The 21,369-nt window shown below is 62.1% G+C and carries 24 protein-coding genes; 17 read left to right on the top strand and 7 right to left on the bottom strand.

Annotation, left to right across the window (positions count from 1 at the left end; translation table 11 throughout):
- Window positions 1-31: 31 nt before the first annotated feature.
- Genes rho through J7359_RS02160 form a run of 6 tightly spaced genes read left to right on the top strand, consistent with a single transcriptional unit; the run spans window position 32 to window position 6,718 of the window.
- Window positions 32-1,303, top strand: coding sequence for a transcription termination factor Rho (rho, locus tag J7359_RS02135; RefSeq protein WP_209054861.1), 1,272 nt, complete (start codon window positions 32-34; stop codon window positions 1,301-1,303).
- A 10-nt stretch (window positions 1,304-1,313) separates the two neighbouring features.
- Window positions 1,314-2,579, top strand: coding sequence for a tRNA uridine-5-carboxymethylaminomethyl(34) synthesis GTPase MnmE (gene mnmE / locus J7359_RS02140; RefSeq protein ID WP_209054862.1), 1,266 nt, complete (start codon window positions 1,314-1,316; stop codon window positions 2,577-2,579).
- Between the two features lie 3 nt (window positions 2,580-2,582).
- A complete protein-coding gene (gene mnmG / locus J7359_RS02145) occupies window positions 2,583-4,457 on the top strand; it encodes a tRNA uridine-5-carboxymethylaminomethyl(34) synthesis enzyme MnmG (protein WP_209054863.1) in 1,875 nt (624 codons plus the stop codon).
- The gene (gene rsmG / locus J7359_RS02150; RefSeq protein WP_209054864.1) at window positions 4,454-5,044 is read left to right on the top strand and encodes a 16S rRNA (guanine(527)-N(7))-methyltransferase RsmG; all 591 of its coding nucleotides are present in this window, start codon (window positions 4,454-4,456) and stop codon (window positions 5,042-5,044) included. The genes mnmG and rsmG overlap by 4 nt, the downstream gene beginning before the upstream one ends.
- A complete protein-coding gene (locus J7359_RS02155; protein WP_209054865.1) occupies window positions 5,037-5,822 on the top strand; it encodes an AAA family ATPase in 786 nt (261 codons plus the stop codon). Before rsmG ends, J7359_RS02155 begins: the two co-directional genes overlap by 8 nt.
- Before the next feature lie 2 nt (window positions 5,823-5,824).
- Entirely contained in the window at window positions 5,825-6,718 is an 894-nt protein-coding gene (locus tag J7359_RS02160; protein ID WP_209054866.1) for a ParB/RepB/Spo0J family partition protein, read from the top strand.
- 44 nt (window positions 6,719-6,762) lie between these two features.
- Here the strand turns inward: J7359_RS02160 and J7359_RS02165 are convergent, their stop codons facing one another.
- The 5 genes from J7359_RS02165 to rph are packed head-to-tail and all read right to left on the bottom strand — an operon-like array spanning window position 6,763 to window position 9,973.
- Window positions 6,763-7,119: a YbaN family protein gene (locus J7359_RS02165; RefSeq protein WP_209054867.1), complete on the bottom strand. Its 357-nt coding sequence runs from the start codon at window positions 7,117-7,119 to the stop codon at window positions 6,763-6,765.
- A 2-nt stretch (window positions 7,120-7,121) separates the two neighbouring features.
- Window positions 7,122-8,291, bottom strand: a complete 1,170-nt coding sequence (gene hemW / locus J7359_RS02170) for a radical SAM family heme chaperone HemW (protein WP_209054868.1) — start codon at window positions 8,289-8,291, stop codon at window positions 7,122-7,124.
- Window positions 8,288-8,662: a RidA family protein gene (locus J7359_RS02175; protein ID WP_209054869.1), complete on the bottom strand. Its 375-nt coding sequence runs from the start codon at window positions 8,660-8,662 to the stop codon at window positions 8,288-8,290. The genes hemW and J7359_RS02175 overlap by 4 nt, the downstream gene beginning before the upstream one ends.
- A complete protein-coding gene (gene rdgB / locus J7359_RS02180) occupies window positions 8,655-9,263 on the bottom strand; it encodes an RdgB/HAM1 family non-canonical purine NTP pyrophosphatase (protein WP_209054870.1) in 609 nt (202 codons plus the stop codon). Before rdgB ends, J7359_RS02175 begins: the two co-directional genes overlap by 8 nt.
- Window positions 9,260-9,973, bottom strand: coding sequence for a ribonuclease PH (gene rph, locus J7359_RS02185; RefSeq protein WP_209054871.1), 714 nt, complete (start codon window positions 9,971-9,973; stop codon window positions 9,260-9,262). The genes rdgB and rph overlap by 4 nt, the downstream gene beginning before the upstream one ends.
- A gap of 72 nt (window positions 9,974-10,045) precedes the next feature.
- Here rph and hrcA point away from each other — a divergent pair, with 72 nt between their 5' ends.
- From hrcA to J7359_RS02240, 11 genes are all read left to right on the top strand, one after another.
- Window positions 10,046-11,101 (top strand): heat-inducible transcriptional repressor HrcA, encoded by a 1,056-nt coding sequence (hrcA, locus tag J7359_RS02190; RefSeq protein WP_209054872.1) that lies wholly within the window; start codon window positions 10,046-10,048, stop codon window positions 11,099-11,101.
- 44 nt (window positions 11,102-11,145) lie between these two features.
- Window positions 11,146-11,640, top strand: a complete 495-nt coding sequence (locus J7359_RS02195; RefSeq protein ID WP_247740136.1) for a nucleotide exchange factor GrpE — start codon at window positions 11,146-11,148, stop codon at window positions 11,638-11,640.
- 112 nt (window positions 11,641-11,752) lie between these two features.
- Window positions 11,753-12,337, top strand: coding sequence for an S-(hydroxymethyl)glutathione synthase (gene gfa / locus J7359_RS02200; protein ID WP_209054874.1), 585 nt, complete (start codon window positions 11,753-11,755; stop codon window positions 12,335-12,337).
- A 99-nt stretch (window positions 12,338-12,436) separates the two neighbouring features.
- Window positions 12,437-13,567 (top strand): S-(hydroxymethyl)glutathione dehydrogenase/class III alcohol dehydrogenase, encoded by a 1,131-nt coding sequence (locus J7359_RS02205; protein ID WP_209054875.1) that lies wholly within the window; start codon window positions 12,437-12,439, stop codon window positions 13,565-13,567.
- Window positions 13,568-13,646: 79 nt separating this feature from the next.
- A complete protein-coding gene (locus tag J7359_RS02210; RefSeq protein ID WP_209054876.1) occupies window positions 13,647-14,282 on the top strand; it encodes an ATP-dependent Clp protease proteolytic subunit in 636 nt (211 codons plus the stop codon).
- Window positions 14,279-14,797 (top strand): N-acetyltransferase, encoded by a 519-nt coding sequence (locus J7359_RS02215; protein WP_209054877.1) that lies wholly within the window; start codon window positions 14,279-14,281, stop codon window positions 14,795-14,797. Before J7359_RS02210 ends, J7359_RS02215 begins: the two co-directional genes overlap by 4 nt.
- Window positions 14,787-15,620 carry an S-formylglutathione hydrolase gene (fghA, locus tag J7359_RS02220; RefSeq protein ID WP_209054878.1) on the top strand — a complete coding sequence of 278 codons (834 nt, stop codon included), beginning with the start codon at window positions 14,787-14,789 and terminating at the stop codon, window positions 15,618-15,620. Before J7359_RS02215 ends, fghA begins: the two co-directional genes overlap by 11 nt.
- Before the next feature lie 167 nt (window positions 15,621-15,787).
- Window positions 15,788-17,641, top strand: coding sequence for a methanol/ethanol family PQQ-dependent dehydrogenase (locus tag J7359_RS02225; protein WP_209054879.1), 1,854 nt, complete (start codon window positions 15,788-15,790; stop codon window positions 17,639-17,641).
- A gap of 113 nt (window positions 17,642-17,754) precedes the next feature.
- On the top strand, window positions 17,755-18,435 hold the full coding sequence (locus J7359_RS02230; protein WP_209054880.1) for a c-type cytochrome, methanol metabolism-related: 681 nt from the start codon (window positions 17,755-17,757) through the stop codon (window positions 18,433-18,435).
- 4 nt (window positions 18,436-18,439) lie between these two features.
- The gene (locus J7359_RS02235) at window positions 18,440-19,252 is read left to right on the top strand and encodes a quinoprotein dehydrogenase-associated putative ABC transporter substrate-binding protein (RefSeq protein ID WP_209054881.1); all 813 of its coding nucleotides are present in this window, start codon (window positions 18,440-18,442) and stop codon (window positions 19,250-19,252) included.
- Window positions 19,249-19,788 (top strand): PQQ-dependent catabolism-associated CXXCW motif protein, encoded by a 540-nt coding sequence (locus J7359_RS02240; RefSeq protein ID WP_209054882.1) that lies wholly within the window; start codon window positions 19,249-19,251, stop codon window positions 19,786-19,788. Before J7359_RS02235 ends, J7359_RS02240 begins: the two co-directional genes overlap by 4 nt.
- Here the strand turns inward: J7359_RS02240 and J7359_RS02245 are convergent.
- Window positions 19,763-20,629 carry a YncE family protein gene (locus J7359_RS02245; RefSeq protein ID WP_209054883.1) on the bottom strand — a complete coding sequence of 289 codons (867 nt, stop codon included), beginning with the start codon at window positions 20,627-20,629 and terminating at the stop codon, window positions 19,763-19,765. The two genes, J7359_RS02240 and J7359_RS02245, sit on opposite strands and share 26 nt — an antisense overlap.
- 88 nt (window positions 20,630-20,717) lie before the next feature.
- Window positions 20,718-21,275, bottom strand: coding sequence for an SRPBCC family protein (locus tag J7359_RS02250; RefSeq protein ID WP_209054884.1), 558 nt, complete (start codon window positions 21,273-21,275; stop codon window positions 20,718-20,720).
- Window positions 21,276-21,369: the final 94 nt, after the last annotated feature.

Here is a 21,369-nt window from a genome sequence, read left to right on the forward strand (position 1 = left end):
CGACCGATCTGCGGCGCATTGGTGAACATTCATGAGCGAAGAACGTCTCAATCTGTCCGATCTCAAGGCCAAGAGCCCGGCGGATCTTCTGTCGATGGCAGAAGAATGGGAGATCGAGAACGCCTCGACCATGCGCAAGGGCGAGATGATGTTCTCGATCCTGAAAGAGCATGCTGAGGAAGGCTGGGACATCGGGGGCGAGGGCGTTCTGGAGGTCGTTCAGGATGGTTTCGGCTTCCTGCGGTCCACCGAGGCGAACTATCTTCCCGGCCCGGACGATATCTATGTCAGTCCCGACATGATCCGCATGCATTCGCTGCGCACGGGTGACAGTGTCGAGGGTGTCATCCGAGCGCCGGGTGAGAATGAGCGATATTTCGCGCTGACGCGGGTCGAGCGGATCAATTTCGAGGATCCCGAAAAGGCGCGCCACAAGGTCGCGTTCGACAACCTGACACCGTTGTATCCCAATGACCGGCTGAAGATGGAGGTCGAGGATCCGACCATCAAGGATCGGTCGGCGCGGATCATCGATCTTGTTGCACCGATCGGCAAGGGACAGCGTTCGCTGATCGTGGCACCGCCGCGTACCGGCAAAACCGTTCTGCTGCAGAATATCGCCAACTCGATCGAGAAAAACCACCCCGAGTGCTATCTGATCGTCCTGTTGATCGACGAGCGCCCGGAAGAGGTGACCGACATGCAGCGCAGCGTGAAGGGCGAGGTGATATCTTCGACCTTTGACGAACCTGCGAGCCGCCACGTCGCAGTCAGCGAGATGGTGATCGAGAAGGCCAAGCGCCTGGTCGAGCATAAGCGAGATGTTGTGATTCTTTTGGACTCGATCACAAGACTTGGTAGGGCGTTCAACACCGTTGTGCCGAGTTCCGGTAAGGTTCTGACCGGTGGTGTCGATGCGAATGCCCTGCAGCGCCCGAAACGCTTCTTCGGTGCCGCGCGAAATATCGAGGAAGGTGGAAGCCTGACGATCATCGCCACGGCGTTGATCGACACGGGTTCGCGCATGGATGAAGTGATCTTCGAAGAGTTCAAGGGAACCGGCAACAGCGAGATCGTCCTGGACCGCAAGGTTGCTGACAAACGCGTCTTCCCGGCCATGGATATCCTGAAGTCCGGGACGCGTAAGGAAGAGCTTCTGGTCGATTCGAGGGATCTGCAGAAGACCTATCTGTTGCGTCGGATCCTGAATCCGATGGGAACCACCGATGCGATCGAGTTCCTGATCTCGAAGTTGAAACAAACGAAGACAAACTCCGAATTCTTCGATTCAATGAACGCCTGACGAGGCCGGGATGGATCTGATTTTCGCCGAAGCCACTCCGCCCGGGCGGGGGGGCGTTTCGGTTATTCGATTAAGCGGCGATGGAGCCAGGTCGGTTGCGGAGGCTCTGGCCGGTGAACTGCCCTTGGCCAGACATGCCTATCTGCGTCAGCTATCCCATCATGGAGAGACACTGGACCTGGGCCTAGTGATCTGGTTCGAAGCCGGCGCGAGCTTTACGGGTGAGGAAACGGTCGAGCTGCATCTTCATGGCGCTCCGGTCATATGTCGGCGCGTGATGTCAGCGCTGTCGCAGTTCAACGCGAGGCAGGCAGAGGCCGGCGAATTTACGCGCCGGGCACTTCTTAACGGCCGTATGGATCTGGCCGAAGTCGAGGGGCTTGGCGATCTTTTGCAGGCCGAAACAGAAGAACAGCGGAAACTGGCCGCGAAAACTGCTGGAGGAGAGTTGGGCCGAAAGGCCGAAGCATGGCGAGGTTTGTTGATTCGCGCCGGCGCGCTTGTCGAGTCCAGCGTGGATTTTGCCGACGAAGACGTTCCAGATGATGTTCCGGACGAGGTTTTTGCACTTCTTGCGCGATTGCGGGACGAACTTTCCGTTGAGATTGACGGATTTCCGGCGGCCGAGCGCGTCAGGACCGGATTCGAAGTTGCGATCATTGGACCGCCAAACGCCGGTAAATCCAGTCTGCTGAATCGGATTGCAAGCCGGGATGTTGCCCTGGTTTCCGATATCGCCGGGACGACCCGCGATGTGATCGAGCTGCGGATTGATCTGAGCGGTCTTGCGGTCACGCTGCTTGATACCGCAGGGCTGCGCGAATCGGATGACCATGTTGAAGTGTTGGGCGTTGAGAAGGCGCGGGAACGCGCAGCTTTCGCGGATCTTCGGGTTCATCTGTCCGACGATGGATCGAAGGATGCGATGCTGTGGCGATCAGGTGATTTGGTGCGTCGTGGAAAGTCAGACACCTTGAACGACGCGCAACCCGACGCGATATCGGCGAGAACCGGTATGGGCATCGATCGATTGCTTGAGGACATCTTTGACGAGCTTCGCAAACGCGTGGCCGGTGCGGGTATCGTCAGTCACGAAAGACAGGCGAAGGCCTTGGCAGAAGCACGAACCGAACTGGAGGGCCTGGAGGACCTGCCGCCAGAATTGATCGCCGAGCGAATTCGCCATGCGGCATCGCGCCTCGACAGGATGCTTGGCAGAATCGGTGCGGAAGAGTATCTGGACGTTATCTTCTCATCCTTCTGTATCGGCAAGTGAAAGGTGTTTCACGTGAAACATTTTGATGTCATCGTTATCGGAGCAGGGCACGCGGGCAGTGAGGCTGCATCTGCGTCGGCCCGTTTGGGCGCTGACACCGCGTTGATCTCGATGCGGCCGGAAGATATCGGTGCGCTTTCCTGCAATCCAGCGATCGGGGGCCTGGGGAAAGGTCATCTTGTCCGCGAGATTGACGCGCTTGATGGCTTGATGGGACGATTCGCTGATGCGGCGGGAATTCAGTTCCGGCTGCTGAATCGTCGCAAGGGTCCAGCCGTCCAAGGACCCAGGGCGCAAATGGATCGTGCCCTGTATCGGAACGTCGCGTTTCGCAGCCTTTCTGCCGTGCCGGGCTTGACGTTGCTTTTTGGTAAAGTTGCCGAATTGGACACCCAGGAGGGCGCGGTCGCCGGCGTCCGAATGTCAGACGGCACGCATTATGGGGCAAAAGCGATTGTCCTCACGTCAGGGACATTTCTGGGGGGCGTCATCCATATCGGCAATATCAGCCGTAAGGCTGGTCGCTGGGGCGATGACGCGTCCAACAGCCTTGCAGATTCGCTTCGCCGGTTTGACCTTCCGCTGGGTCGGTTGAAGACCGGAACGCCGCCGCGACTGGACGGACGAACAATTGATTGGTCGCGACTGGAAATGCAACCTGGCGACGATCAACCGACCATGTTCTCGTATCTCAACAATGCGCCAGAAAATCCGCAGATCAGTTGCGGCATCACGCATACCAATGCGAAAACGCACGATATTATCCGCCAGAACTTGGAAAAATCCGCGATGTACGGCGGACAGATCTCGGGGCGTGGCCCAAGATACTGCCCCTCGATCGAAGATAAGGTGGTGCGCTTCGCGGAGAAGGAGTCACATCAGATCTTCCTTGAACCAGAGGGGTTGGATGACGCGACGGTGTATCCGAACGGAATCTCGACATCCTTGCCGGCCGAGGTGCAAGAACAGTATGTTCGCACCATTCCCGGCTTGGAGCAGGCCGACATCCTGCAGCCAGGATACGCAGTCGAATATGACTATGTGGACCCTCGGGCGCTGGACAACACGCTTCGTCTTAAGTCTGTTCGTGGACTTTTTCTCGCAGGACAGATCAATGGCACCACCGGATATGAAGAGGCCGGAGCCCAGGGGCTGGTCGCGGGTCTGAACGCCGCGCTTGCGACGCAGAGCCGGGCGCCAGCGATCTTCAGTCGTACCGAAAGCTATATCGGGGTAATGATCGACGACCTGACGACGCGAGGCGTGACCGAGCCATACCGGATGTTTACGTCACGCGCTGAATTTCGGCTGACCCTGCGCGCGGACAACGCCGATCGACGGCTGACCCCGTTTGGCATCTCGCTGGGTTGCGTCAGTCAGAATCGTCGCGAAGCCTTCGAGGGCCGCGAGGGCAAGTATCACGCGGCAAGGACGGCTGCGGAATCGCGCCAGTTTACACCGACGGAACTGCAGCGCGCCGGGTTCAAGGTGCGACTGGATGGGCAGCCGCGATCTGCCTTTACTCTGTTGGGACTGTCGGACATTGATGCCGATCAGGTTCTTGCTTTGACGCCTGAGCTTGCCGGTTGCGAGCCGCAGACGCTTCGACAGTTGCAGAACGATGCTCTTTATCACCAGTATACGGATCGGCAGACCCGCGATGCCGAAGCGCTGCGTGCGGATGAGGCGGTCGAACTTCCCGTTGATCTCGACTACGCCGCCATATCCGGACTGTCTGCAGAGCTGCGGCAGAAGCTTACCGACGCACGTCCCGCAACACTCGCCGCCGCCGCCCGGATCGAGGGGGTAACACCCGCGGCACTGACGCTTCTTGTGGCAGTTGTCCGCGGCGCTCGTCGAAATGCCGTGGCGAGATGATTGTTTCACGTGAAACACAAGAGCGCCTGGACGAATATGCGGCGCTGCTGTCCCATTGGAACAGCAGGATCAACCTTGTCGCGCCCGGAACAATCGCTAATCTGCGACCCCGCCACATAGAAGACTGCCTTCAGATTTGCCAGCACGTGACGCCCGAGGACGGCATCTGGGCGGATCTTGGCAGCGGAGGCGGGTTGCCGGGGCTGGTGCTGGCCATCGCCTTTCAAAGGACTGATACCGAGTTTCGCTTGGTCGAAAGCGATCAGAGGAAAGCTGTGTTTCTGCGAACTGCGATCCGCCAGCTTGATCTAGCCAATGCGTCGGTCGTCACGCGGCGAATCGAAGATATCACTCCGCTGAATGCCGCCTATGTGTCGGCCAGAGCGCTTGCTCCTCTTCCCCTGCTTATGCCATATCTTTCAAGGCACATGGCAGATAACGGGCAGGCGTGGCTGATGAAGGGCGAACGGTGGCAAAGCGAAGTGCGTGACGCGCAAGCTGACTGGCGGTTTGCCTGCTCAGCCTATCCAAGCCTCACCCATTCGGGCGCGGCAATTCTCAAGATAAGCGAGGTCTCGCATGTCTGACCACAATATCGTGGCGATTGCCAACCAGAAGGGCGGTGTCGGAAAGACGACCACCGCGATCAATCTTGGCGCCGCACTGGCCGACGCCGGATACGAGACCGTGCTGATTGATCTGGATCCGCAGGGGAACGCATCGACGGGCCTTGGGATCCTGCCGGAACAGCGAGAGCGAACCATCTATGATCTGCTTGCCGGTCCCGAGACCCTTCAGGACTGTGCGGTGCCGACCCAGATTCCCAACCTGCGCATCGTTCCGGCGACCTCGGATTTGTCATCTGCCGATGTAGATCTGTCGCAGACCGCCGATCGGACGCGGCTGCTGCGTCGCAAGCTGGAATCGCTGCCGCAGGGCAGCATCGTGCTGATCGATTGCCCGCCGGCCCTGGGTCTGCTGACCGTCAATGCGATGGTGGCGGCGGATAGCGTGCTGGTTCCGCTTCAGGCGGAATTCTATGCGCTGGAAGGCCTGTCGCAGCTGCTGACCACCGTCAAACAGGTCCGGCGGACGGCGAATCCCGAACTGCGGATCAATGGTGTGCTGCTGACCATGTCGGATTATCGGAACAATCTCTCTCAGCAAGTCGAGGCGGACGCGCGGGCGACACTTGCGGATCTGGTCTATCCGACCGTGATTCCACGGAATGTCCGCGTGTCCGAGGCGCCGTCGCACGCCCAGCCCGTCCTGATCTATGATCCCAGCTCGAAAGGCAGCGCGGCTTATCGCGCATTCGCCGCCGAGTTTGCCGCCCGTCTCAAACTGGTTCCCGAGGAGGCCTGAACATGTCCGACAGCAAGACCGCAAAGCGCGGGTTGGGGCGCGGGCTTTCCGCGTTGATGGCCGACATGGATCTGTCCGAGCAGACGCCGCAGGCGACGCCGCGCGATCAGACATTCGTTCCTATCGAGCAGTTGACAGCCAATCCCGATCAGCCGCGCAGAAAGTTTGATCCCGAGGCGCTGCAGGAACTGGCGGATTCGCTTCGCAACCGGGGCGTTCTTCAGCCGCTGATCGTCAGGCCGCATCCCTCCGATAGCGGCATCTTCCAGATCGTGGCGGGCGAGCGTCGCTGGCGCGCCGCCCAGATGGCGCAACTGCATGAATTGCCCGTCATCGTCCGCGAGATGTCCGATACCGAGGTTCTGGAAGTCGCGATCATCGAGAATATCCAGCGTGCTGACCTGAACGCGATCGAAGAGGCGGCCTCGTTTCGCCAGTTGATGGATCGGTTCGGGCATACGCAGGAAAGGCTTGCCGAGGCCCTGAACAAAAGCCGCAGCCATATTGCCAATCTGCTGCGTCTGCTGAACTTGCCGGATCAGGTTCAGGACCTGGTGAAGGACGGAAAGATCTCTGCCGGTCATGCACGGGCGCTGATCACGGCCCCCAACGCGGGGCAACTTGCGCGGAAGGTGATCGAGAAGGGGCTATCGGTCCGCGAGACGGAAGACCTTGTCCGCAAGCAATCATCTCAATCCGAAGCCGCGCCCCGCAAGGCAACGAAGTCACGGTCCGAAAAGGACGCGGACACCCGCGCGCTCGAGTCTGATCTTTCCGCGCATCTCAAGATGGGTGTGTCGATCAATCATACCGGTGTCGATGGCGGCACCTTGACGATCACCTACCGCGATCTTGATCAGCTGGATCGGCTTTGCCAGGTTCTTGGCGGGAACTGACTTAATGTAGTGTGTATTGGCTTCAAGCACACTACATAAGGTAGCTACTGCTCGGGTCGGCTTGCGACGAATGCGCCCACTGCCGCACAGGTCCCGGCCTGCAGGCCAATCACCCAGACCGGCAGATCCAGCCAGATGCTTAGCCCGATCCCCGCGGCCATCGCCGACACCGCCCAGATCTTCGCGATGCGGCTTATCGCGCCACGTTCCTGCCATGCACGGACCGAGGGGCCATAGGTCGGGTTATCCAGGATCTTTTGCCGCAATCTGGGAGAACTGCGGGCGAATGCCCAGGCCGCAACCAGAAGGAACGGCACCGTGGGCATGACCGGCAGCGCGACACCGATCGCCCCCAGTGCCAGAAAAAGCGCGCCTACCGCGAACCAGATCTGCCGCTTCATTGTCAGGCGGCCAGTTCGCGCAGGATCGCGTTCAGCACCGGGCGGCCTTGATCGGTGGCCATCAGGCGCCCGGACTGCCGACGGACCATGGCCAGGTCTTCCAGACCGGCGATCACATCCGCGTTCAATGGCGCACCAGCCATTCGCGCATAGCGCGCTTCGTCCAGCCCTTCGGAAAGTCGCATCGACATCAGAAGATATTCCATTGCCTGCTCATCAGCAGGGATGAACGCGCGAAGGGATTCACCCGTTCCGTTGCGCTCTACCGCGTCCAGCCATGCGCCGGGTGCGGAATGCGCCTCGGTCGCGACCCGGCCCTCAGCCAGTGTCACCCGCCCATGGGCACCAGGGCCGACCGCAGCCCAATCCCCCTGCCGCCAATAGACCAGATTGTGGCGGCTTTCTGCGCCCGGCGCGGCGTGGTTCGATATCTCATACCCCGCCATTCCGGCAGCGACGCAAATTTCCTGCGTATCCAGATACATATCCGCCGACAAATCATCTGTTGGCAGATCGCGCAGCTTGCCAGCCGCAGCGCGCGCGCCAAACGCCGTGCCGGGCTCGATCGTCAGTTGGTACAAGGACAGGTGATCCATGGCCATGCTCAGCGCTTCGCGCAGTTCAGCCCGCCAGGCGTCTCGATCCTGGCCTTGCCGCGCATAGATCAGATCGAAGCTGACCCGATCAAAGCAGCCGCGCGCAACCTCGAACGCGGCGCGCGCTTCGGCGACCGAATGCATGCGACCCAACCGGCGCAGATCAGGATCATTCAGCGCCTGAACTCCCATCGACAGCCTGTTGACGCCCGCATCGGCATAGCCACGGAACCTGCTCTTCTCGACGCTGGTCGGATTGGCCTCCAGCGTGATCTCGATGTCATTGACAAAGCCCCATGCCGCGCGGGCGGCGCGCAAAATGCTGTCGACCGTCTCGGGCGCCATCAGCGACGGCGTTCCGCCGCCAAAGAAGATGCTGCCCAGATGCCTTCCGGGCAGTTCCGCGCCAAGCCGCGCGATCTCGGTTGACAGCGCATCCGCCCATCGCCGCTGATCGACCCGATCGACGACATGGCTGTTGAAATCGCAATAGGGGCATTTTGCCGCGCAGAACGGCCAGTGGACATACAGGCCGAATCCGCCCGCACGCCAGTCGGACTGCGCTGCATCGGTCATTCGCGCAAGGCCGTGACTTCGATCTCGACCTTCATTTCAGGACGGATCAATCCGGCGACCACCATCGTCGCCGCGGGCCTGATATCGCCCATTGCCGTACTCAGTGCAGGGGCAATCTGGTCGACAAACGCCGCGTCGGTGACCGTGTATTGCACCCTGACAATGGCGTCCGGCGAAAATCCAGCCTCGGACAGCACGGCGAATATGGTCGCAAAACAGTTCTCTGCCTGCTCCAAGGCGCTGTCCGGCATCGTCATCGTGACATAGTCATAGCCGGTGACGCCCGAGACAAAGCACCAGTTTCCCTTCACGACAGCGCGGCTGTATCCCATCGCGGTCTCGAACGGCGATCCTGTCGAGATTCTATGCAAAGCAACCCTCGATCATCTTCGCGACGGCCAGTGCGCGGTGGCTCAGGCGGTTCTTTGCCTCAGGCGTCATCTCGCCAAGCGTCTGCCGGTGCCCGTTGGGCATGAAGATCGGATCATAGCCGTGCCCTTCGGCACCACGTGGCGGCCAGACGACGCGACCCGGCAGAATACCCTCGAAGACCTCGTCATGGCCGTCCGGCCACATCAGCACCAAGGTGCAGCGGAACTGGGCGCAGCGTGGCTCGGGCGCGCCCGCGGCCTCTAGCTTTTCCCACGTCCGGGCCATGGCCATCGCAAAATCGCGACCATTGCCCGTCTCGGCCCAGTCGGCGGTATAGACCCCCGGCGCCCCGTTCAGCGCATCCACGCAGATCCCGCTGTCGTCGGCCAGAGCAGGCAGGCCCGTCGCCTCGACGGCCGCGCGCGCCTTGATGCGCGCATTGCCGACGAAGTTGTCCTCGGTCTCGACAGGCTCGCTCAGACCTGCCTCGGCGGCACCCGTCACCTCGACGCCAAAGGGGGCGAGAAGGGCGCGCATTTCCGCCAGCTTGCCGGGATTGTGGGTCGCGACCAGAAGGCGCGTTTCGGTGAACTTTCTCATTCCAGCGCGGCCTTTTGCGCCGCGACCAGATCGGCCACCCCGGCTTCGGCCAGATCCAGCAGGCGGCCCATCTCGTCGCGGCTGAAGGTCGCGCCCTCGGCCGACATCTGCACCTCGATCAGCTTTCCCTTGCCGGTCATCACGAAATTGCCGTCGGTGCCGGCCTCGCTGTCCTCGGCATAGTCCAGATCGACGACCGGTTGTCCGGCATAGATGCCGCAGCTGACCGCCGCGACGTGGTCGATGATCGGATCGCTGGTGACGGCGCCCGCCTTCATCAGCTTGTTCACCGCCAGGCGCAGCGCCACCCATCCGCCGGTGATCGAGGCGCAGCGGGTTCCGCCGTCGGCCTGGATCACGTCGCAGTCGATGGTGATCTGACGTTCACCCAAGGCCACGCGGTCGATACCGGCACGCAGGCTGCGGCCGATCAGCCGCTGAATTTCCTGAGTGCGGCCCGATTGCTTGCCCTGGGCCGCCTCGCGCCGGTTGCGGGTGTTGGTGGCGCGGGGCAGCATGCCGTATTCCGCCGTCACCCAGCCCAGGCCGGTTCCTTTCAGGAAACGCGGCGGATTGTCTTCGATGCTGGCTGTGCACAGCACATGCGTTTCGCCGCAGCGGATCAGGCAAGATCCTTCTGCATGGCGCATCACCCCGGTTTCGATTGAAATCGGACGCATTTGGCTTAGATTCCGGCCAGAGGGGCGCATGTGTCATCCTTTCGGTGAGGTTTCGCTGCCCAATACAGGGCCGCGCCCCCGTCACGCAAGCCCGCGAGGGATATGAGTCAGGAATCGGTACTCTCAGAACTTAACGACCGCTCCCGCGAGGTGTTTCGCCGGGTGGTCGAGACCTATCTGGAAACCGGCGAGCCGGTGGGGTCGCGCACGTTGACGCGCGCGCTGTCCGAAAAGGTCAGCGCGGCGACAATCCGCAATGTGATGCAGGATCTTGAATTCATGGGCCTGCTGGACAGTCCGCACATTTCAGCAGGGCGCTTGCCGTCGCAGCTTGGGTTGCGGCTGTTCGTGGACGGCATGATGGAGGTTGATGCCGTCGCGCCCACGGACCGGGCCGCGATCGATCAGACCTTGGGCAACGACGACCCCGATACCGGCCTGTTGCTGGACCGGGTCAGCACGGCGCTGAGTTCGATCACGCGGGGGGCGTCCCTGGTCCTGATGCCGAAACACGAGGCGCCCATCCGCCATATCGAATTCGTCAGCCTGGCGCCCGATCGCGCGCTTGTGGTGCTGGTCTTCGCCGATGGCCATGTCGAGAACCGCATTTTCACGCCGCCGCCCGGCCAGACTCCGTCTTCGATGCGCGAGGCCGGGAACTTCCTGAACGCGATGGCCGAGGGGCGGACCCTGGCTGAACTGCGGACCCATCTGGGTCAGCAGATCGCGGTCAGGCGGCGCGAACTGGATGTTCTGGCGGCCGAACTGGTGCAATCCGGGCTGGCGCTGTGGGACGGTGAGAATACCGACCCTCGGCTGATCGTCCGCGGGCGCGCGAATCTTCTGGACCGCGAAGCCGCCGATCTGGACCGCATCCGGGTGCTGTTCGACGATCTTGAACGCAAGCGCGACATCGTCGAATTTCTGGAACTGACCGAAAGCGGCGACGGGGTGCGCATTTTCATCGGTTCCGAGAACAAGCTTTTTTCGCTTTCGGGTTCCGCTTTGGTGGTTTCTCCCTATATGAATGCCGACCGGAAGATTGTAGGCGCGGTGGGCGTCATCGGGCCGACGCGGCTGAACTATGGCCGTATTGTTCCGATCGTGGATTACACGGCGCAGCTGGTGGGACGTGTCTTGTCCGGCCGGAAAGGATGAGTTTGAGGATGACCGAGCAGAACGAACAGCCAAACGACGACATCATGGACGATCCGTTGGCCGATCCGTCCCACGATATCGCGCGCCTGACGGCCGAACGCGACGAGTTCCGCGACAAGTGGATGCGCGCGCTGGCGGATGCAGAGAACTCGCGCAAGCGTGCCGACCGGGAACGCCGGGACGCAGAACAATATGGTGGGTCGCGACTCGCCCGCGACCTTCTGCCGGTCCATGACGCCCTGACGCGTGCGCTTGATGCCGCGGGCGATGAACAGCGGGCCGCAGCCTCGGCATTGATCGAGGGCGTCGAGCTGACCTTGCGGGAATTGTCCAACGTCTTTGCAAAGCATGGAATCACCGTGATCACCCCGAAGGCCGGCGATCGTTTCGATCCGACATGGCATGAAGCCATGTTCGAGGCTGCGCTGCCGGGAACCACCGCTGGCGAGATCATTCAGGTCATGGAAGACGGCTTCGCGCTGCATGACCGGCTGCTGCGGCCTGCCAAGGTCGGCGTCAGCTCGACCCCGGCCAGTTGATCGGGTCGCCGGGGTGCGTTGCGCCCCGGTGCTACAACCTTCCTCTGACTTGCCGATCGTTCCCGTCCGCGCGACCCTTGGAATGACTTTCGGTCAATCGGAGGAGGGGACCATGGCCAACACAGATGGGGTGAAGATTCACCCCGCCGTGGATCACGGCATCAAGCCGGGCGATCCGTCTTTTGCGGGCGGGGTGCTGGCGTGTCACTGCGCCACGAACCCTGTAAAGGTCCGCGTCGGAGGACAGACCGCCCATAACCACGTCTGCGGCTGCACGAAGTGCTGGAAACCGGACGGCGCGGTTTTCAGTCAGGTCGCCGTGGTATCGCGCGACGCGATCGAGGTGCTGGAGAACGGCGACAAGCTGGAAATCGTCAACGCGGATGCACCGATCCAGCGCCACCGCTGCAAGGAATGCGGTGTTCACATGTATGGCCGGATCGAAAACAAGGATCATCCGTTCTACGGCCTTGATTTCGTCCACACCGAACTGTCCGACGAAAACGGCTGGTCGGCGCCGGAATTCGCGGCCTTCGTAAGCTCGATCATCGAATCCGGCGTCGATCCGTCGCGGATGGATGGCATCAGGTCGCGTCTGCGCGAACTGGGGCTTGAACCTTATGATGCCTTGTCGCCACCGTTGATGGATGCGATCGCGACTCACATCGCCAAGCGGTCCGGTGCCTTGCCCGCTTGACGCGGACAGGGACGGAATTCACAGAAATCCCAGGGGGCCGCGGAAACCGGCCCCCTCGGCCATGACAGCAAGCCCGATCGGAACGATAGGAGAGTAACGATGAAAACCCGTGCCGCCGTAGCCTTCGAGGCCGGCAAACCGCTGGAAGTGATGGAGGTCAATCTCGACGGGCCGAAAGAAGGCGAGGTGATGGTCGAGATCAAGGCGACCGGCATCTGTCACACAGACGAATTCACCCGGTCGGGCGCGGACCCCGAGGGTCTGTTCCCGTCGATCCTGGGCCACGAAGGCGCGGGCGTCGTGGTCGAGGTCGGGCCCGGCGTCACGTCGGTCAAGCCGGGCGATCACGTCATTCCGCTGTACACGCCCGAATGCCGCCAATGCGCGTCCTGCCTGTCGGGCAAGACCAATCTCTGCACGGCGATCCGCGCCACGCAGGGTCAGGGCCTGATGCCCGATGGGACCAGCCGTTTCAGCCTGGATGACGGCACGCCGATCCACCATTACATGGGCTGTTCGACCTTTTCGAACTTTACCGTGCTGCCGGAGATCGCCGTCGCCAAGGTCCGCGACGACGCACCCTTCGACAAGATCTGCTATATCGGCTGTGGCGTGACCACCGGCATCGGTGCGGTCATCAATACCGCGAAGGTGGAAATCGGTGCCAAGGCCGTCGTGTTCGGTCTGGGCGGGATCGGCCTGAACGTGATTCAGGGCCTGCGCCTGGCCGGTGCCGACATGATCATCGGCGTGGATCTGAACAACGAAAAGAAGGCCATGGCCGAACGCTTCGGGATGACCCATTTCATCAACCCGAAGGAAATCGACGGCTCGATCGTGCAGGAAATCGTCAACATGACGAAAACCCCGTTCGACCAGATCGGCGGGGCGGATTACAGCTTTGATGCCACGGGCAGCACCAAGGTGATGCGCGACGCGCTGGAATGCACGCATCGCGGCTGGGGCCAGTCGATCATCATCGGCGTGGCGGCGGCCGGGGCCGAAATCAGCACCCGCCCGTTCCAGCTGGTCACCGGCCGGGTCTGGAAGGGCACCGCGTTTGGTGGCGCGCGTGGCCGGACCGACGTGCCGAAGATCGTGGACTGGTACATGGACGGCAAGATCGAGATCGACCCGATGATCACCCACACCATGCCGCTGGACGACATCAACAAGGGCTTCGACCTGATGCATCACGGTGAATCGATCCGCTCGGTCGTGCTTTACTGATCCTTCATCGCTGCTTAGGTAAAGATACGGCGGGGCCATCGGTCCCGCCGTCGCCATGAGAACAACAAGGAGCAGGCAGATGCGCCATCAGTGGCTGGACGACGATGATGACGATGATGACGACGACCACCCGCAGAAGGGCGACAAGGATGGCGGTCTGGGCCTTCCCGAAGGCGACCGGATCGGAAAGCTGTATTTCAAGTCGCGGACGGTGATCGTTGCCGGTCCGATCAACGACAAGCTGGCACAGCGGACCGTCGCACATCTTCTGGCCCTGGCCGAAGACAGCGACGCGCCGATCAATATGCTGATCTCGTCGCCGGGCGGGCATGTCGAATCCGGTGACATGATCCATGACGTGATCAAGTTCATCCGTCCGACGGTGCGCACGATCGGGTCGGGCTGGGTCGCCTCTGCGGGCGCGCTGATCTTCGTCGGTGCGGACAGGGAAAACCGATACTGCCTGCCCAACACCCGCTTCCTGATCCACCAGCCCTCGGGCGGGATCGGCGGCACCTCGTCCGACATGATGATTCAGGCCGAACAGGTCCGGCTGATGCGCGACCGCCTGAACCACATCTTCGCCGACGCGACGGGTCAGCCGATCGAGCGGATCGAGAAGGACACCCATCGCGATTTCTGGCTGAACACCCAAGAGGCGCTGGATTATGGCCTTCTGGGACGCGTCATCCGCAGCGTGGATGAACTGAAATGAGCGACGGCGGGGTGAAGATCCGCCCCGCCGGTCCGGCAGATCACGATGCGATCTGGGCGATCCTTCGGCCAGTCTATCGTGCGGGCGAAACCTACTGCATCCCGCGCGACATCACCCGTGACGAGGCGCTGGCGGACTGGTTCGCGCAGCCCTTCACCGTCTTCGTGGCCGAGATCCAGGACCGTGTCGTGGGCACCAGCCATGTCGGCGCCAATCGGCCGGGCGGCGGATCGCATGTCGCCAACGCCTCGTTTGCGACCGATCCGGCGGCGCGGGGCAGGGGCGTCGCCCTTGCCTTGGTCCGGCACGCCAAGACTTGGGCCACCGGGATGGGGTTCCGGGCGATGCAGTTCAACTTTGTCGTCTCGACCAACGCCGATGCCGTCCATTTGTGGCAGAAGGTCGGTTTCGAGGTTGTCGGTCGGCTGCCCGGCGCGTTTCTTCATCCAAGACATGGGCCGGTCGATGCGCTGGTCATGTTCCACGTTCTGACAGGAGAGAACCATGAGCCTTGAGACCGTATCCGAGAACCGCAGCTTTGGAGGCACGCAGGGCGTTTACAAGCATCGCTCGCAGGCCACGGGGACCGACATGACCTTCGGGCTTTTCCTGCCCGAGGCGGCCCAGTATGGACGGGTGCCCGTGCTTTGGTATCTGTCCGGACTGACCTGCACCCATGAGAACGCCATGACCAAGGCCGCCGCCCAGCAATGGTGCGACGAGGCCGGCATCGCCATCTGCTTCCCCGATACCTCGCCGCGCGGCGAAGACGTGGCCGACGACGACGCCTATGATCTTGGCAAGGGCGCGGGATTCTATGTCAACGCCACGCAGGATCCGTGGAAGCCGCATTTCCAGATGTGGCATTACGTCGTCCATGAACTGCCCGAGCTGATCGGTGAGAATTTCGCGGTCGACCGCGACGCCATGGGGATCACCGGGCATTCGATGGGCGGGCACGGCGCGCTGACCATCGCGATGACCCATCCCGACCGCTATCATTCGGTCTCGGCCTTCGCGCCCATCGCGAATCCGACGGAATCCGACTGGGGGCGCAAGCAGCTTTCGGCGTATCTGGGCGACGACAAGGCGGCCTGGCGCAACCACGATTCGACGCTGCTGATGTCGGAACGGGGCTATCCCGGCGAGGTTCTGATTGATCAGGGCAGCAGCGACCAGTTCCTGGATCTTCTCAAGCCCGAGGCGCTTGCCCATGCGATGATGGCACGCCGCCAACCCGGACAGTTCCGCATGCAACCGGGTTACGATCACAGCTATTTCTTCGTGCAAAGTTTCATGCCCGACCACGTCATGTGGCACGCCGAACGGCTGATCTAGGCGCCTTGCCGAAAGTTCCCGGAATCCTTGCCATTTGACCCCATACTTTAGGGTTAAATGGCCATGGGGCCGATTGACCCACGACGGCGCTCATCCAACACTGATCCCATGGACAGCTGCGGGAGGAGGAAACCGCAGCGCATGAGCCAATGGCGGAGGAGCACTTCATGAAACATCTGCTGAACAGCGCGGCCGTCGCGCTGCTTCTGACCGGTACGGCCTACGCGAACGAAAGCGTCATGACCGAGATCGGCAAGCCCGAACAATGGGCGATCCAGACTGGCGATTATGCCAACACGCGCTATTCCAAGCTGGATCAGATCAACAAGGAGAATGTCGGCGACCTTCGTGTCGCATGGACGTTCTCGACCGGGGTGCTGCGCGGCCACGAAGGCAGCCCGCTGGTGATCGGCGACGTGATGTATGTGCACACGCCGTTCCCCAACAACATCTTCGCGCTGGATCTGGCCAATGACGGCAAGATCCTGTGGCGCTATGAGCCGCAGCAGGATCCCGAAGTGATCGCGGTCATGTGCTGTGACACGGTCTATCGCGGCGTCGCCTATGCCGATGGCATGATCCTGACGCACCAGGCCGACACCACGCTGGTCGCGCTGGATGCCAAGACCGGCGAAGAGAAATGGAAGGTCAAGACCGGCGATCCCGCGGTCGGCGAGACCAACACCGCCACCGTTCTGCCGGTGAAGGACAAGGTGATCGTCGGGGTGTCGGGTGGTGAATACGGCGTTCGTGGCCGCGTCACGGCCTACAACCTGTCCGACGGGTCCGAGGCATGGAAAGCCTATTCGACCGGCCCGGACGAGGAAATGCTGGTCGATCCCGAAAACACCATGCATCTGGGCAAGCCCATCGGCGCCGACAGCAGCCTGAACAGCTGGGAAGGCGATCAGTGGAAGATCGGTGGCGGCACCACCTGGGGCTGGTATTCCTATGATCCGGACCTGAACCTGATCTACTACGGCACCGGCAACCCCTCGACCTGGAACCCGTCGCAGCGTCCTGGCGACAACAAATGGTCGATGACCATCATGGCCCGCGACGCCGATACCGGCATGGCCAAGTGGTTCTACCAGATGACGCCCCATGACGAATGGGACTTCGACGGCGTGAACGAGATGATCCTGACCGATCAGGAAATCGACGGCACTTCGCGCAAGCTGCTGACCCATTTCGACCGTAACGGCCTGGGCTATACCCTGGACCGCGAAACCGGCGAGTTGCTGGTGGCCGAGAAGTACGATCCGGCGGTGAACTGGACCACCGGTGTCGACATGGATCCGGATTCGGACAGCTATGGCCGCCCGGCCGTGGTCGCCGAATATTCGACCGCGCAGAATGGCGAAGACACCAACACGACGGGCGTCTGCCCGGCGGCGCTGGGGTCCAAGGACCAGCAACCGGCGGCCTATTCGCCGGATACCCAGCTGTTCTATGTTCCGACCAACCATGTCTGCATGGACTATGAACCGTTCCGCGTGGCCTACACGGCTGGTCAGCCCTACGTCGGCGCGACGCTGTCGATGTATCCTGCACCCGACAGCCATGGCGGCATGGGCAACTTCATCGCCTGGGACAACGTCAACGGCGAGATCAAGTGGTCGCTGCCCGAACAGTTCTCGGTCTGGTCCGGCGCGCTGGCGACGGCTGGCGGCGTGGTGTTCTACGGCACGCTGGAAGGCTATCTGAAGGCGGTTGACGCCGAAACCGGGGACGAGCTGTATCGCTTCAAGACCCCGTCCGGCATCATCGGCAACGTGATGACCTACGAGACGAACGGCAAGCAGTATGTCGGGGTCCTGTCGGGCGTCGGGGGCTGGGCCGGGATCGGTCTGGCGGCCGGTCTGACCAACCCGAATGACGGGCTTGGTGCGGTCGGCGGTTATGCGTCCCTGTCGGACTACACCGAACTGGGCGGACAGCTGACGGTGTTCGAGCTTCCGGGCGACGTCGCCGCGGCCCCGGCCGAGGACGCTGCGGGCGAAGACGCGTCCAGCGGCTAATACTTTCGTTCCGTTATCGCGCGGCATGGCTGTGCAAGGATCACCCCAAGAGTAGTCTTGGGGTGATTTTACCTGCGGAGGACGGGTAAGTTGGAACTTGGGAGGAAGACAGCATGAAAGCCATCACCAGCCTTGCGGCGCTGGTCCTGGGGGCGTCTCTGGGCGGTGCAGCCCTTGGACAGACCGCCACGACGGAACAAGCACCCCCGGCAGATGCGGGGGCAGGCGCTGCCGCGGCCGTGTCGGGGAACGCCGCCGCGAACGAACAGCCCGCCGAAGATGGCGCGGATGCCGCAGCGCAGGACAGTGCCGCAACCGAGATGGCCGAAGGTCAGACAACCCTTCCGAACGGCACGGATATCACGCCCGATTACGAGGAAAACGGCCGCTGGTACACGGTGGACGGCATTCCGACCTACAAGATCGACGAAGACGGGACCGTCGATTTCGCGACCTTCAACGGATATCGCCGCTATTCGGCCGAATGCCATGTCTGCCACGGACCGGATGGCGAGGGCTCGACCTACGCACCGGCCTTGAAGGAATCGGTGCTGCGGATGGATTACTATGACTTCCAGCAGGTCGTCGCGTCCGGCAAGCAAGAGGTGAATGCGTCACAAAACCAGGTCATGCCGGCTTTTGGCACCAACAAGAATGTCTGGTGCTATATCGACGACATCTACGCCTATCTTCTGGCGCGCGGGACCGATGCGCTGCCACGCGGTCGTCCGGCCAAGAAGGGTCCGAAGACCGATGCTTTCGCAGAGCAGGAAGATTCCTGCATGTCGATGTGATGTGATGCGAACACTAATCCTGACAGCCATCATGGCGATTTGCGCGGCGGCTTCGGCTGTCGCGCAGGTCGCCGACCTGCGTTCGACCACGCAGTTCAGGGTCTGCGCCGATCCGGCTAACGCGCCCATGTCCACGCGCGACGGGACGGGGTTCGAGAACAAGCTGGCCGATCGGTTCGGCGAGTGGCTGGACCTGCCTGTGACCTATAGCTGGTTTCCTTCTGGCATGGGGTTCATCACCCGGACGTTGCGCGCAGGGACCTGCGATGTGGTGATGGGCTATGCCCAGGGCGACGAACTGGTGCAGAATACCAATCATTACTACACCTCGATCTTCGGCATCGTGACCCGCAAGGACAGCCCGCTTGCGTCGGTGGACCATATTGGCGACCCGGCGCTGAAGGATCACCCGATTGGCGTGATCGCTGGCAGCCCGCCCGCCACGATCATGGCGCGTGCCGGTCTGGCCAAGGACATGCGCGGCGCCGACCTGTTCGTGGACCGGCGCGTGAAGGATCCGATCGGCGGGCTGATCGACGGCGTGCGCGATGGATCGCTGGATGCTGCCGTGTTGTGGGGCCCTCTGGCGGGACCGCGGATCAAGGATGACCCGGATCTGCAGTTCACACCGCTGCTGAAGGAAACTGCCGGGCCAAAGATGTTCTATCGCATCACCATGGGCGTTCGCCTGGGCGAGCAGGAATGGAAACGTCAGTTGAACAGCCTCATTCGTCGCCATCAGGACGACATCAACCAGACCCTGCGCGAGGCGGGGGTGCCTCTGGTCGATGACTATGGCAAGGCGATACTGGAATGAACCGGATCGCGGCTGCCCTGGTTCTGGTGGCCGCGATGTCGGGACGGGCCTTGGCGCAAGTGCCCGAACCGCAGGATTATCGGGGCGAGCCCTATAACGCGCCCGTCCCCGCTACGCTATCCGGCGCCGAGGTCATTGACGCCGAACGCGCGGTTGAATTGCATGCCGACGGGGTCGCCTTCGTCGATGTGTATCCCCGGACGACGAAACCCGAGGGCCTGCCTGAAGGGACGATCTGGCGCGAACCCCGACACAAGACGATCCCCGACGCGATCTGGCTGTGGGACACCGGCTATCAGCGATTGTCCGCAGACGAGGAGGCGCGGCTGCGGAATGGTCTGCACGACGCGACGTCGGGCGATCCTGCTGCGCCCGTGGTGATCTTCTGCCGCGCGGATTGCTGGATGAGTTGGAATGCCGCGCGCCGTGCGGTCGCCATGGGCTATACCGACGTGAAGTGGTTTCCGGGCGGCACCGACGAATGGCAGGACGCGCTTGGGCCAGATCTGGTCAGTGCGGAACCTGTCGTCCCGTGAATGCGCCGAACGCGCGCGGCCCCGCGGGCACGTCGATCCGGGCGCGAACGGTCAGGCTTTGGGCGTCCACGACCTCGACTGTATCCGAATCCCAGTTGGCAACCACGACGCCGCTATCGTCGGGCAGGGCGGCGATTCCTTCGGGATACTCGCCGATGTCGATCTCGGCCTGAACCGCCAGCGTCTTGGGATCGAACACGGTCAATGTGCCCGCATACTGATTGGTCACGAAACCGCGTCCGCCCGCAAAGGCGACACCATAGGGATGGCTGCCTGTCGGCACTTGTCCGATCAGCTTGCCCGCGATCGGATCGATGACCGACACCGTGTCGCCCTGGACATCCGCGGTCCACAGGCGATCATCATGAAAGGTTATGGCGAAGGGATGCGCGCCTGCGGTGGCGATCTTTCGCAGCAGTCGCCCGGTCGTGGCATCGAAGATGCTGACCGCGTCATCGTCACGGTCGGCGGTGGCGACCAGATCTCCCGCGGCGCTGACAGCGACCCCGGCAGGGGCGTTGCCGGTGTCGGTGCGCCACAACGTCTTCAGGTCGCGACCTAGCCGGGTCAATCCTGCCTCGAACCAATCCGTCACGAAAAGCTCGCCATTGGGCGCTGTCGCGATGCCGAAAGCACCTTCGCCCAGGTCGCGCGTGGCGGTGATGCGACCTGCTTCGTCGATCACGCTCAGCCGTCCGGTATCCGCGGCGATGACATAGGCCCTGCGTGCCTGAGGATCATAGGCGACGGGCGCGGGCGCATCCTGCAACGCCGTCTGCGTGATTATTTCATTGTCCGACAGGTCGATGATCGACACCATGTTGCCGTTCTGCGACGTCACGAACGCAAGATCCCCGGCAGTTGCCGGGGACAGCCAGCATGATCCGGCGAACAGGGCTGCGACAAGGGTCGCGCGAACCGGCACGCTGTCACTCGGCCTTGCCGAATCTTTCCGCAAGCGCATCCATTCCCGCCTGATACACGCCGGTGACCGCCGCGATCGCGGCCTCGTCGTTCAGTTCTGCCGGCGGGTCGTTGTTGGGAAAGCCGCGATAGAATCCGGCCTTCCAGACCACCTCGGCATTGCCGTCCTTGTCCTTGACCTGAAGGGTCGAGGAATAGTTCGTCACCGGTAGAACCTCGACCGCGACATCGGTGATCATGTATTTGTACATCCGCTTTTCCGGGCTCCAGCCGATCAGCTGTTCCGTGATGGTCGGATCGCCGGATTCGGCTTTCAGATGCAGGATGCGGGTGGATTCGTCGGAGATGTCGGCTGCCGCACCCTCTGGCGTCATCTCGGTCGAGGCGACGGCGGGATGCCAACTCATGTCGTCGAACTTGCCGATCGCCTGCCATACCTCGTCGGGCGTCGCATCCAGGACTTGCGTCATCTCGACCTTCTGGCGCGATGGACCATGGGCCTGGGCCGCACCGGCCAGCGCCAAGGCGGTTCCCACAATCACGGCAAGCAGTTTGCGTTTCATCGTCCCGTTTTCCTTCCGGCTTCAGTCTGGTCGATTCAGGCGGATGACCCCGCCGAAGCCGGGTTCCGCGCCTTTCATCAAACCATGCCCCGGT

It is taken from the genome of Paracoccus sp. R12_2, assembly GCF_017744015.1.
Lineage (GTDB): Bacteria > Pseudomonadota > Alphaproteobacteria > Rhodobacterales > Rhodobacteraceae > Paracoccus.